General features: G+C 65.4%; 9 protein-coding genes and 2 pseudogenes. 5 read left to right on the top strand and 6 right to left on the bottom strand.

What is annotated here, in order from left to right; genetic code table 11:
• A pseudogene (locus BLS74_RS33145) lies at window positions 1–177 on the top strand (transposase); the annotation flags it as partial.
• A 92-nt stretch (window positions 178–269) separates the two neighbouring features.
• Here BLS74_RS33145 and BLS74_RS33140 read toward each other — a convergent pair.
• A complete protein-coding gene (locus BLS74_RS33140; RefSeq protein ID WP_093112230.1) occupies window positions 270–2,102 on the bottom strand; it encodes a sensor histidine kinase in 1,833 nt (610 codons plus the stop codon).
• Window positions 2,099–2,800 carry a response regulator transcription factor gene (locus tag BLS74_RS33135; RefSeq protein WP_244504141.1) on the bottom strand — a complete coding sequence of 234 codons (702 nt, stop codon included), beginning with the start codon at window positions 2,798–2,800 and terminating at the stop codon, window positions 2,099–2,101. Before BLS74_RS33135 ends, BLS74_RS33140 begins: the two co-directional genes overlap by 4 nt.
• A gap of 152 nt (window positions 2,801–2,952) precedes the next feature.
• On the opposite strand from BLS74_RS33135, the gene BLS74_RS33130 reads away from it, so the two are divergent.
• On the top strand, window positions 2,953–5,064 hold the full coding sequence (locus BLS74_RS33130) for a hypothetical protein (RefSeq protein WP_093112226.1): 2,112 nt from the start codon (window positions 2,953–2,955) through the stop codon (window positions 5,062–5,064).
• Window positions 5,065–5,169: 105 nt separating this feature from the next.
• Complete coding sequence (locus BLS74_RS33125) at window positions 5,170–6,231, top strand: alpha/beta hydrolase (RefSeq protein ID WP_170855809.1); 1,062 nt, start codon at window positions 5,170–5,172, stop codon at window positions 6,229–6,231.
• Here the strand turns inward: BLS74_RS33125 and ygiD are convergent.
• Window positions 6,228–7,133: a 4,5-DOPA-extradiol-dioxygenase gene (gene ygiD, locus BLS74_RS33120; RefSeq protein WP_093112222.1), complete on the bottom strand. Its 906-nt coding sequence runs from the start codon at window positions 7,131–7,133 to the stop codon at window positions 6,228–6,230. The two genes, BLS74_RS33125 and ygiD, sit on opposite strands and share 4 nt — an antisense overlap.
• A 218-nt stretch (window positions 7,134–7,351) precedes the next feature.
• On the opposite strand from ygiD, the gene BLS74_RS33115 reads away from it, so the two are divergent.
• The gene (locus tag BLS74_RS33115) at window positions 7,352–8,296 is read left to right on the top strand and encodes a GAF domain-containing protein (protein WP_093112220.1); all 945 of its coding nucleotides are present in this window, start codon (window positions 7,352–7,354) and stop codon (window positions 8,294–8,296) included.
• 535 nt (window positions 8,297–8,831) lie between these two features.
• On the top strand, window positions 8,832–9,623 hold the full coding sequence (locus BLS74_RS33110) for an alpha/beta hydrolase (protein ID WP_093112218.1): 792 nt from the start codon (window positions 8,832–8,834) through the stop codon (window positions 9,621–9,623).
• Window positions 9,624–9,820: 197 nt separating this feature from the next.
• Here BLS74_RS33110 and BLS74_RS33105 read toward each other — a convergent pair.
• From BLS74_RS33105 to BLS74_RS33095, 3 genes and pseudogenes are all read right to left on the bottom strand, one after another.
• Window positions 9,821–10,156 (bottom strand): annotated as a pseudogene (locus BLS74_RS33105) (IS110 family transposase); the annotation flags it as partial.
• 62 nt (window positions 10,157–10,218) lie between these two features.
• The gene (locus BLS74_RS33100; RefSeq protein WP_093112216.1) at window positions 10,219–11,004 is read right to left on the bottom strand and encodes a hypothetical protein; all 786 of its coding nucleotides are present in this window, start codon (window positions 11,002–11,004) and stop codon (window positions 10,219–10,221) included.
• A complete protein-coding gene (locus BLS74_RS33095; protein ID WP_093112214.1) occupies window positions 10,998–11,990 on the bottom strand; it encodes a hypothetical protein in 993 nt (330 codons plus the stop codon). The genes BLS74_RS33100 and BLS74_RS33095 overlap by 7 nt, the downstream gene beginning before the upstream one ends.
• Window positions 11,991–12,403: the final 413 nt, after the last annotated feature.

Here is a 12,403-nt window from a genome sequence, read left to right as displayed (position 1 = left end):
GCCAGCACGCTGCTGCGCCGGGTGTGCTTTCACTACACGCCCAAGCACGCAAGTTGGCTCAACATGGCAGAGATCGAGATCGGCATCCTCACGCGCCAATGCCTGAACCGCCGCCTCCCAAGTCAGCAACTTCTGCGACGCGAAGTCGATGCTTGGCAAACAGATCGAAACGCGCTGCGCCGAACCATCGAGTGGAAGTTCACTCGACAGGATGCAGATCACAAGCTCGGGCGTCATTACGTTTCGAAACTTACGTGTTGATGTACTAGTCACGCCATATCGAGCTGAACGACCGTGCGACCCGGTCGACTTTCGAGCACGAGCCGGACTCCCATCGCCTGGGCGCGCTCGCGGAGCGACCGCGGCGCGCGCGAGGCGTCGTAGCCGCGGCCGTCGTCGATCACGCTGAGCCGGACCGCCGTGCCCACCATCGCTGCCTCGATGCGCAGCACCGTCGCCTGCGCATGCTGCAGCACGTTGGAGATCGCCTCGAACAGCAGGAACTGCAGGTGGCGCATGGCCTGGGCGTCGAGGCGCTCGACCGGCACCAGTTCGTCGACCGCCCACTCCAGGGCGATGCCCGAGGCGTCGAAGCGCGGCGCCAGGCGGTAGCGCAGGGCCGCCAGCAGCGCGCCCACGTCGCCGTCGGGCAGGTGAATCGAATCGATGGTGAGCTTGAGTTGGTCCAGGGAATCGCGCAGCGTGCGCAGCAGCTCCGGCTGGCTGCCCTCCCCCGCCTGCAGCTGGCGAATGGCCGCGCTGATGTGCGAGCCGACGCCGTCGTGCATGTCGCGCAGGATGCGTTCGCGCTCGTGCGTGCGGGCCTGCTCGCGCGCCGCCTGCTCGAGCCGGCCATAGGTGCTGGCCAGTTCCTGCTCGCGCTGTGCCACTCGGGCGGCGAGCGTGCCCAGCAACTCGCGCGCCTGGCCGCTGGCCTCGCGGAAGCGCAGCAGCACGATGTAGAGCAGTGCCAGGCCGAACACCACCGAGACGTAGCGGTTCCAGGTGATGACGCCGAAACTGTCGCTGAGGCGAATCATCACCCAGTCGCGCACGCCCACCGCCACGTTGAGCATGCCGGCGCCCGCCACCAGCCAGCGGGCCGTGGTCGGATGGCGCAGCGTGGCCACGAAATAGAAGCAGGCGTAAAGCGCCGAACTCAAACTCGCGAAGCCGAGCCAGGCGGTGAGGAACACAGGCTGGTGCTGCGCGAACGACAGCCAGGAAGCCAGCACCCCACTGGCGAACAACGCCGCCGTCGCGACCTGCATCCATCGCATCGAGCGGTGCGCACGCCACCCCGCAACGTGGTGGCAGAACAGCAGCACGCCGCAGATCCAGCCCGCGTAGGACGCCGTCAGCACCACGCCCCACAGCGGCCAGGCCAGCGGCGGCTCTTGGATCACCGCGTCGCCCACACGCAGCGTCCAGCACAGCTCGGCCACGCCGGCCCAGAAGTAGACGCTGTCGCGGTGCAGCCGGCCGTCGGGCGCGAGCTGGCGCTGCGTCGCCCAGCAGGTGAACGCGATGAAGGCGACCAGGAGGCTGAACATGCCCAGCAGCAGCGAGCCGGTCACCCGCCACGCGTAGGCGTGGGAAAAAACGTTGTCGCGCATTTCATGGGAAGGCCCGAGACGGATGGCCGACAGGCCGCCGCGCCGCCCGCCGTCGGCCCGGATGTGCACCCGCAGCAGGTTCTCTTTCTGCAGCATCGCCGGCGGCACCGCCACGTAGCGCGGCGCCTTGGCGTAGTCGTCGCGGTTCGGCGTTGCGACGTCGCCGAAGCGCGCCAGCAACTTGTCGTTGAGCCAGATCTCGGCCGCATTGCCCACGACCGGGAAGAACAGGCCGTAGGGCTCGGAGGGCGCGTCGGCGAAGGTGAACGGAATCTCGAAGCTCGCGTGCCCGGGCACGTTGCGGTGCACGCGGTCCCAGTGATAGGGCAGCACCGTGTCGCGCCAACCCGGTGGTTCGTCGGGCTGCATCACATTGACGCGCGCCTGGCGCAGTTCGAGCACTTCGGCCCGCGCGCCGGGCGCCGCCGCCCAGGCGGCCAGCGCCAGCAGCAGCAGCGCCATCAGCCGGCGCGCAGTGCCGGTCATGGCAAGAGGCCGAGCCGCGTCGCCTCGAACACCGCCTCGTTCTTGGAGTGCACCGCCAGCTTGCCGTAGAGGTTCTTGATGTGCGTTTGTACCGTGTGCACGCTCAGCGTCTTGAGTCGCGCGATCTCGGCGTAGGAAAAGCCGCGCGCGATCAGCGCCAGCACCTCCTGCTCGCGCACCGAGAGCAGCGACGGCGCTTCCGGAGCCACTGCAGGTGCGGGCCCGCGCTCGAGCCGCATACTGCGGTACTTGGCGAGCACGCGACGCGCGATCATCGGCGAGATCGGCGAGGCGCCCGCCTTCATCTCCAGGATGGTGTGGGCGATGTCCTCGGGCGCGGCATCTTTATGGATGTAGCCCACGGCCCCGGCCTCGATGCTGGCGAGCACGTTGTCCTCGTCGCCGAACACGGAAATCACCAGCGGCTCGCATTCCGGAAAGCGCGCCACCGCAGCGCGGATCACATCCAGCCCGCTGCCGTCGGGCAGGCCCAGGTCGGCCAGCAGCACGTCGGGAATCTCGTCGGCGTCGGCCAGCCAGGCCAGCGCTTCGCGCACCGTGCCCAGGCCGTCCAGCCAGCGCAGCTGGGGGCTGCGCCGCACGCTGGCCTCGAAGAACGCGCGCGCATTGCGATCGTCCTCGACCACCAGCACGTTCCAACGGCTCGGCGTCTCCGCCTCGGATCCCTCTGTTTGCATGGCGGTGAGCATAAAGCCACAGAACCCGCCGCAGGCCGCCCTCGCCTCACTCGTTCATGGGATGCGCTCTCGCCGACCCTGCCTCGACACTCGCGTCGCTTCTTTTCATGCAACCACCTGTCAACAACCCAAAACCACGAGGAGTTCTTTTCATGACATCCATTTCCCCCAAGATCCGTGCCGGCTGGGCCGCGGCACTGGTGCTCTCCCTGGCCGCCTGCGGAGGCGGCGGAGGAGGCGGAGGTGGATTCCCGACCGCCGCCGGCAGTACGGGCAGCACCGACACCGGCGGCACCACGACGGCCGCCAAGCTCAGCGGCGTGGCCGCCACCGGCGCGGCGTTCAGCGGCGCCACGATCACCGTGGTCGACCAGACCGGCAGCACGGTCTGCACGACCCAGACCGACAGCGCCGGCGCCTACGCCTGCACCTTGCCGGCCAGCACCAAGGCGCCGCTGGTCATCAAGGCCGTGCGCGATGACCAGACCTTCTACAGCACCACGGCCAGCGCGGCCGGGGGCACTGCCAACGTGACGCCGCTGACCACCATCATCGTGGCCGAGCTCTCGCCCGACGGCAACCCGGCCAGCCTGGCCGGCGCGATCCAGACCAATCCCGGCGCCGTGACAGCCGACACCATCAAGAAGCAGACCGACGAGCTGGTGGCGGCCATCACCCCGCTGTTGTCGGCTCTGGGCCTGGCGGCGATCGACCCGATCTCGGGCAGCTTCGCGGCCGACGGCACCGGCCAGGACAAGGTGCTCGATTCGATCTCGGTCAGCGTGCTGCCCGACGGCACCGCCGCCAACATCGAAATCACCGTCAAGGCCACGCCCGCGGACGACGGCAGCGCGCCGCTGTCCATCAGCTACAGCACCAGCAGCGCCATCACGCCCGTGCTGCCCACCGTCACGGCCAGCGCGCTGACCAACACGCCCTCGCCGGCGACGGTCGCGGACCTCTTCACGCGCCTCACGGCTTGCTATGCGCTGCCGCTGTCGCAGCGGGTCAACGCGCCGAACGACACGGCCGCCGTCACGGGCGGTCCGGCCGACGTGATTGCGCCGGCCTGCCGCACGCTGTTTGTCGGCGACGATCCGTCCACCTACTACAACAACGGCAACACCGTGGGCCGCACTGCCAGCAACCGGGGCGCATTCAACAGCCTGTTCCGGCCCGGCCCCACCGGCCTGGTGTGGGACCGCGGCAACTTCGAGTTCGTGCGCGCCAACGGCGACCTGGTGCTCAGCTACCGCTGGACCGACACGGCCGGCAACGCCGACAACGACACCATCGTTGCGCGCAATGTCGGCGGCACGCTCAAGCTCGCGGGCAACGGCAACGACCACAGCGCCAGCGTGCGCCCCTTCTCGGAGCACCGCGACCTGATCAACACGCCGAACTTCAACTCCTACACCACCGGCTACAACATCAACATCGACAACAAGACCGACGGCAGCGGCAACCCGATCTTCAGCAAGGTGCTGGTGACCGCGCCTGACGGCGTGGTGCGCACCTTCGTGCCGCAGTCGGGCTTGTCGTACCTGGTGGTGATGAAGGACGACGGCGTGACGCCGAGCGGCAGCCCGATCGTTCGGCTCGCCGGCGCCTACCAGAACACGGCCACCGCCGGCAACCCGGCCGACAAGGAGCTCGGCCTCTATTTCGTGGGCACGCAGTACACCGACGCGCAAATCGCGGCGCTGCAAAACCAGAGCGTGTGGACGCTGGAGTTCTTCGACACCAGCAACGCCAGCGTCGCAACGCAGAAGTACCGCACCCTGGCCCGCGCGCAGTCGGTCGCCGAAATCCGGCAGCTCGCCTTTGTGAACATCACCGCGACGATGCGTGCCGGGTTGCTCGCTGAAACCGACATCGCGACCGACGGCGCCAGCATCTACGGCGCGCCCAGCCAGAACGATCCGAACAACGTCGACTTCAGCGCCGACGGCCAGCTGGACGCCTGGACCGTGCCGCAGGGCGCGCTGGCGCCGACCTCGTTGGCCGTGTACGGTCGTGCGCCCTTCGGCAGCACCACTGCCGGCCAGCCGGGCGCGCGCTTCAACGACAGCACCGGCGTAGCGAGTTCGGCGCGCAAGGCGATGGTGTTCTGCTCGACCCAAGGCAGCAGCGACAAGCATTGCGACAACACCTTCGGCCAGCAGTACGCCGAGGGCACATCGATCAACACTGTCGAACTCTGGGCCCGCAACGCGCGCCAGGTGGAGATCAGCAAGAAGATCGGGTTCTACAAGCTCCAGTAGCAAGCCTGCGGCGGCTTCGCAATCCAGCCCCGCTTGCGGGGCTTTTTTTCTTTGAACGCACCTGCGAGCAGGTGCAGAATGCGCCCCAAAACAACTGGAGGACCCATGCTGATCTTCACGAATCGCTTGTTGACCACTGGCACGGACGAAGCTGTTTTCAGCACCAGCTTCATCGAGCAGTCGGATCGCCTCGGGTTGGCTACGGTCAAGAAGACCAGCAAAGGCTGGAGCGTCTCCGGCGTGGACAACGATGTCGACAACCAGGACTCCATGGGCGCCCTTCGGCCATTGTTCGAGGGAAGTCGCCCCGTTCTGGTCTATCTCCATGGCAACAACAACACGCCAGCCAAGTGCTTCGCGCGATGCGCAACGCTGGAGGCAATGTACAACGTCGAAGTCGTCGGCTTTTCCTGGCCGTCGGAGGGCTACCTCTCCAACGGCGACAAGCTCCCGGAGGTCGAGCCCGACACGGAAGACGGCGATGAGGACGACCTTTCCGGCGTGGCCGTCGGCAAGCAGAAGCCGTCACGGATCAAGTCGAAGATCCTGCGGTACCAGAGGGCCAAGACCAACGCCATCAATTCCGGGGAAGCTCTCGCGCGATTCTTCCGCATGGTCGCCGCAGCCAGGCTGTTCATCAATCGTCAGCCGTTCACCATCGCTGCACACAGCCTCGGCGCGCACTTCCTTCAGTACTCGCTCGACGTCGCGGGCGCCACGGAATCCGTGGCGGCCGCGCAGAACGTCGCACTCTTGGCGCCTTGCGTTCGCTCGAGCGGGCATCGCGACTGGCTTGCGAACGTGCGGCCCAAGGGGCAGGTCTTTGTCACCTTCAACAAGAACGACACCGTGTTGGCCGGAGCCTTCATTGCCGACAAGAGTCAGTTCAAGCTCGGCGCCGCTCCAGGGAGCGAACTGCTTCGAGCTCCACACATGCGGTACGTCAACTTCACAAACGGCGAAGTTGGAAAGGGGGGCCATGGCTACTTCGTGAACGACGGCATGCCCAAGAAGATGAAGCTTCTGTTCGAACGGGTGTTCTCGTCTGAACGGGATCTGCAAGGGGACGAGGCCCCCAAGAAGGTGTATCTGGTCGGCTGCGACGCCGATGGCCTCACCTGCTACATGGGTGCGCCGGGAATTCCGGGGATCGCAGGGCAGCCTTAACCGAACTGCAGGCAGCGCATGCTCAAGGTCCCCGACTGGAACCCTTCATAGATGGTCTGCGCGCGCTCGTTGGCGCTGGCAGCGCCCAGCGCGTACAGGAAGGGGTAGTAGTGGTCAGGCGTGGCGACGGCAATGGACGCGCCTTCCAGTTTCTCGTAATTGAGGAGGGCCTGGTCGTCGCGGCCCAGGAGGGCCGCCTTCACTGCATCGTCGAACGACTGCGCCCAGGGCCGGCTTGCCCTGAGGCCATCGGGCGTGCCGCGGTCGGTCGCGCGCAGGTTGTGCACGACGTTGCCGCTTCCCAGCACCAAGACGCCCTTGTCGCGGAGGGCGGCCAGGTCGCGACCCACCGCATAGTGGAAGGCCGCCGGCTTGTCATAGTCGATGGACATCTGGAAGACCGGCACGTCAGCCTTCGGGTACAGGTATTTCAGGACGGTCCAGCTGCCGTGGTCGAGGCCCCACTGCTGCGTGGGGATGACCTTGGCCTGCTTCACGAGGCTCGCCGCCTCCTGGGCAATGGCCGGATGGCCCGGCGCCGGGTACTCGATGTCGAAGAGCGCTTGAGGAAAACCGCCGAAGTCGTGAATCGTCTTTGGCTTCTCCTGGATGCCAACGCCCGTCGCCCCCGAGCTGAGCCAGTGCGCGGAGATGCTCAGGATCGCGGTCGGTCGCGGCAGCGCCCTGCCCCAGTCGATCAGGCGGCGGGTGAACGCGTTCTCGCGGATGGCGTTCATGGGACTGCCATGGCCAATGAAGATGACCGGCATGCGGCTCGAGGGTTTGCCGGCCTTGGCGGCCGCGGCGTGAGCGTACGACGACAGGGAGGCGAGCGCGGACGTGGCGCCGAGCGCCGTGGTGTTCAGAAGGAAGCCGCGGCGGCGCAGGTCAGCAGAAAACATGATTTCAAGTGAGTGGCTCGGTGCACGGCTTGGAGGCTCGCCGAACAATCTGCGTGCGTGGACCCAAGGTCTTCACAATGCAGTCGTTCGTGCCTTGCCGCCGCCGGATCATAGCGACGGATGCATGGATTCGGCCTCGACAGTTGTGGTGCGAAGACCCGCCACCCGGTAACCATGGCTTGCAACTTGCTTTGGATTGTTCGTATGCAGGTCGCAGCATGACTTCAACATTCATCAAGGCCGCAGAAGTCTGGTTGCCGAGCGACGACGGCTCCCTGCTCGAGTTCGGAAGCGGCGCATTCGGTGCCGCCAGGCGATTCGCGGCCATCAGCCGGGAGATGTGCTTCGGCCCAGGGGAAGGTTTGCCGGGTCGCGCCTGGGACGAAGGCAGACCGATCCTTCTGCGTCAGTTCGAAGGCTCGAACTTCCGCCGCATTTCGGCCGCCCGCGACGCCGGCCTGGACTGCGCCATCGCGCTGCCGCTTTTTGTGCATGACCGCCTCACTTCGGTGCTCGTGATCTTCTGCGGACACGAGGCCGCCGCAGCCAGCTGTTTGGAACTCTGGCATCACGACGCACGCATCACCAGCGACATGAGACTTGTCGATGGTGCCTTTGGCGCGAACGCTCAAGCCTTCGAATCAGCCTCGCTCGAGACCTACCTGCCGCGCGGCGTGGGCCTGCCGGGGCTGGCCTGGCAACGCGGCGAAGCGGTGTTCATGGAAAACCTGCCTACCACCGGACGGTTCCTGCGCGCGCATGAGGCGGCCGATGCAGGCCTTCTGCGGGGTCTGGCAATCCCAGTTGGTTCGCGGCTCGATGACAGCCATGTCGTGACCTTCCTTGCCGGTGCGACGTTGCCGCTGGCGCGCCGCATCGAGCGCTGGGTTCCCGCTGCGCCAGGCGGCTTGCTGCAGCGCGTCTACGCCTTCAGTGAACTCCATGGTGGTGCCTCGCTGATCGAAGCGACGCTGCCCTTGTCAGCGCCGATGGGATCGATCGCCAGGGCCTGGCTCAGCGGAGTGCCGGCGATCAATGACTGGCCGGCCTCCGAACCAGGCGCTCCCGCTGCTGCCGCGACGGCGATCGGGTCCTGGGCGCTGTTGGCAATACCTGTGGTGTGGGAGAGCGAAGTGGTCGAGGTGGTAGCGCTGTACCTCTAACTGCCCGCCGCGGCCCCGAAAATTGAGACAGCCGCCGGCATCGAGGATGCCGCCCAATTCGGGCGGGCGCCGAAGCCACCTCTACCAGCACCAGCGCCGGACGACTGTCAGTCTGAAGCATGACGCATCAGTACTACGCCGGGATTAAGTGACGGCTGTCGGTTTTCAACTTAGCTTGAATTTTTTGCAGCTTTTGGTTTGAACTCCTCCTGCCCCCATGGGACGGTCGGCGGAGGAGGGCCGCGCCGATCGCTGCTGCTGCGCTCCGCGGCGCGCCGCCCGCAGCAGGGCCCGCCACCAAGCGAACTGGCGACGTCGAGCGTAGCTGCCGTGGCGCAACGAGATCTCGCGGATACACCTGCAGAGCAGCGCTTTGCAAGAGAACAAACGATCAACGCATAAATGATTTATATCTAAACTATCTAGATCTAAAGTTAATTACCGTTGAGAGATTGAAGTGCGACTTTCAAAGGCGTCCATCCAAACGCACCCGAGTGGTCAAGCGCGCCTGCGTGCGCCATCTAGGAGTTCTCAAATGTCCATGCTCAAGTTCTCCAAGTTCTTCGCCATTGCTTTCAGCGCTGCCCTGCTCGCAGCAAGCGGGGCCTCGGCCGCTCCTGCAGCGGCTGCGGCAAAGCCCAGCATCGTTCTCGTTCACGGTGGCTTCGTGGATGGATCGGGCTGGGAAGGCGTCCACAAGATCCTGAAGAAGGACGGCTACAACGTGACGATCGTGCAGAACCCGACGACCTCGCTGGCCGATGACGTGGCAGTCACCAAGCGCGTCATCGCAGCCCAGCCGGGGCCGGTGGTGCTTGTAGGCCATTCCTATGGCGGTGTCGTCATTACCGAGGCAGGCAACGACGAAAAGGTCGCAAGCCTGGTCTACATAGCTGCTTTCGCGCCGGACAAGGGAGAGTCGGTCAATTCGCTCATCAAGGATCCGCAGCCGGGCGCGCCCGTACCTCCGATCCTGCCGCCGCAAGATGGCTTCCTGCTGCTCGACAAGACGAAGTTCGCCGCTTCGTTCGCAGCCGACCTGAAGGGGGAAACGGCCGCCTTCATGGCCGACTCGCAGGTGCCCTGGGGCGTGGGTGCTCTGGGCGGCGCGGTGACCGAGCCGGCCTGGAAAGCCAAGCCGAGCTGGTACTTGGTGGCGAAGGACGACAAGATGATTCCGCCGCCGGCGCAGCGACTCATGTCCAAGCGCGCGGGCGCCACTGTCGTGGAGACCCCTGGCAGCCATGCGGTTTACGTGTCAAGGCCGCAAGCTGTGGCCGACCTCATCAAGCAAGCCGCCAACAAGGTGACTGTCGCTGCCAAGTAAACGTCCGAGTTGTGCGCCGCCCGCCAGAGGTGTCTGGGCGGGCGGCGCAAAAGAATGAAAACGGCACGGGTTTGTCAGAAGCCACTCGACCCTGCGCCCGAACCGATCCACCTCGATGCGCGGCGCATCCTCTTCTTCGAACCACAGCAGCGCCAGCGTGGCGTCTGATGAAGGATGGTGCCTACTACTAAGAAGCGCTACCCCGTATGAGCCAGCACAGGAACATCGCAGCCGAGGTCTTGAAGTCGTTTCATGAGGCGACGGATGGTTTTGGTGCGATCTTGGCGGTCGAAGTGTTCGCTGCCCAAGTCGTTGTACTCGGTGCCGTCGCGAAGCATGTGGTACGCGGCGGTGAGCATCGAGGCGGCCACAGCGAGGATGGCCTTCTTGGCTCCGCGGCGTGCCTTGATACGCGGGAACTGCGCTCGCAGGTAGCTGGTCTTCACGCGCACCGCGGCCCAGGCGGCGGTCACCAGGGTGGTCTTGATCCAGGTGCCGCTCTTGCGCACGCGGGTGGAGCGACGCTTGCCGGCGTGTCTGTCTGCTTGGTACCGGCGCACCAGTCCTTGAATAAGGCCATGCCACCTCCCCCTTCTCACTTCACCGCCTGTGCCGGCAGTTCAATTTCATAAGCTTGGGCGATCCGTCCGACCAGTTCGGCGACGGTGACAGCGCCGAGTTGCAGCGCCTTCGGATCGATGGTGGTGTCGGCGGCCACCGCGGTCAGGAACCGCGCCATGTCCTCGCCGACCTTCCTGTCGAGCGCAATGCGTGTGGCGGGCGCCAGCAGTTGCGAGAGGCGCAGCACATCGTTGAGGTGCTTGCGCACATCCTTGGCGTCCACCTTGGCGCCCTGGTCCTTGCGCGCGCTCAGTTCCAGCCACGCGATGGCCTTGAGGGGAATCAGGCGGTCCTCGCCGACCCATGGCAGGCCATCTTCTTCGCGACGGCCCGCCATGATGAATGCGTAGTAGACCTCGTCCAACAGGATGGCGGACAGGCTGGAGACGGCTTCGTCCAGGGGTATCGGGGTGAGTTGGCTGCCCTCCGCCAGCTGCAGTCCGTTGGGCGCTCTCGCAAAGAGCTCGACCATTGCCGGGAATCGTTCGTCGCCGGGCTTCTGAAAGCGGTAGAAGATCGGCTTGCCCGTGTCGCTGGCTTGGCGGATTTCGTAGCGGCCCGCGTCGACGAATTTCCAGAAGGCCTCCCCGAAGGCCGGCGTCAGCGCTTCCACATGTAGGGCGATGTCGAGGTCCTTGGTGGCGCGAAATGCCAGCCCGGCGCCTTCCATCGTCAAGGTGGCGGCCGTGCCGCCAATCAGAACGTACTGGTCGGCGTAGGCCGCGAACCATTCCTTGAAAACGTCTAGCCCTCTCACCATGGTAGGTGTCCTTTCAGTTCGTCCAGCGCAAGCTGGATCCGGTCATCGGTGTTGTCCCGCAGGCTGAGCGTCAGGGAAAGCGGGTCTACCGTGGCGGCGTTCGGCAGCAACGCCGGGCTGTAGCTCCACAACTGCCATTCCTGCGCGCCGGCGACGGGTTCAGGCAGCTCCCGAATGCCTGCCTCCGTGGTTGCCTTCCAATCGGAGCCCGTCATCGCATACACCGGCCATTGGGGCTCGGCCAGCATCGAGTACCGTGCGAGCGCGCTCAACCCGGCCAAACGGCCATGCACGTTGGCAAGGACGCTTTCGGGGGCAACCCACACCGTTTGCCTGACGGGTGTTCGCAGTACAGGTTTCGCCCGCTCCCAGACCTGCTCTGGAGGGCCTTCCATGCGCAGCAGGCGCACGCGGCCCACAGCGTGCACGCTCGCGAGCCCGGCCGCGGTCAGCTCCTTCACCACGCGCGACAGCGTCATGGGCGTGTAGCCCAAGGCTATTGCCACCTTGGAAGGTTGCCACTCGGGTTCCCACGGCTGGTGAAGCAGTGCCGTGATCAGCATGGCCTGTGCGGAAGGACTCAGCGCTTCCGCAGCTGGAGCGCGCCGGCGAAAGTATTCACGCAGGTCGAGACCAAGGTCTGGCAGGTAGAGCTGATTGCCCGGAACGATGAACGGCACCTTCTGCTCGATCAAACGTCGCCGTTCGTAGGAGGCCAGGGCATCGGTGACGTAGACCGCCGGCTGGCCAGCCAGCGCCCTGACCTTGGCCAGCCAGGTTCGGACGTCGCTGAGGGAATACTTGCGCCCAGCGCGTCCCACTGCCAGCACAATAGGCTGCCCCAGCAGTTCCAGCTCACTGAACTGAAACGCGTCCCGCAGGAAATACGGCAGTTCGTCGGCGCGCGCCCACGGCTTGACGCCGGGCGCAGCAATGCCCAAGACCTCATGGAGGTAGTGTCGAACGGCGGTTGTGAGGGCCGGCACGGCTGATTCCTATGTAACATCGGTTCCGCACGATAACACAAGCGCTGTTATCGTGCGAATTTGTGTTAATCAAGGTTGAATCGGCTCTCCCCCTGGATCGGGCCCCCAAAGCCTGTGCGTCCCTCAGCACGCCCCTCCGCGACCGCACGCGCCCACGTTCGGCGTTGGAACGGGCCAATCAGCCATCTCCGTCTCGCGCGGCGCCATCGAATCGCCCTGGAGCGCAAATCCCCGCTCCCCACGACTAGGCGACAATGGAGGCAAGGATCCAATGCCCCAAACATTCCCAAGCCGATGGACATCATGACCTTGCCCCCGAAAAACGTATCCCTTGCTGAGTGTTTCAATGCAAGCAAGGAGAACGCAAATGACGAAGACGACGAGAGCGCGCTACACGCTGGAGTTCAAGCAAG

This window comes from Variovorax sp. CF079 (genome assembly GCF_900101545.1).
GTDB lineage: Bacteria > Pseudomonadota > Gammaproteobacteria > Burkholderiales > Burkholderiaceae_C > Variovorax.
Note: the sequence above shows the minus strand (reverse complement) of the source record. Positions and strands in the feature narration are given on the sequence as shown.

Coding starts and splice junctions, on each gene's coding strand:
- BLS74_RS33140 (WP_093112230.1), bottom strand. CDS start 2,102: ATGACCGGCACTGCGCGCCGGCTGATGGCGCTGCTGCTGCTGGCGCTG.
- BLS74_RS33135 (WP_244504141.1), bottom strand. CDS start 2,800: ATGCAAACAGAGGGATCCGAGGCGGAGACGCCGAGCCGTTGGAACGTG.
- BLS74_RS33130 (WP_093112226.1), top strand. CDS start 2,953: ATGACATCCATTTCCCCCAAGATCCGTGCCGGCTGGGCCGCGGCACTG.
- BLS74_RS33125 (WP_170855809.1), top strand. CDS start 5,170: ATGCTGATCTTCACGAATCGCTTGTTGACCACTGGCACGGACGAAGCT.
- ygiD (WP_093112222.1), bottom strand. CDS start 7,133: ATGTTTTCTGCTGACCTGCGCCGCCGCGGCTTCCTTCTGAACACCACG.
- BLS74_RS33115 (WP_093112220.1), top strand. CDS start 7,352: ATGACTTCAACATTCATCAAGGCCGCAGAAGTCTGGTTGCCGAGCGAC.
- BLS74_RS33110 (WP_093112218.1), top strand. CDS start 8,832: ATGTCCATGCTCAAGTTCTCCAAGTTCTTCGCCATTGCTTTCAGCGCT.
- BLS74_RS33100 (WP_093112216.1), bottom strand. CDS start 11,004: ATGGTGAGAGGGCTAGACGTTTTCAAGGAATGGTTCGCGGCCTACGCC.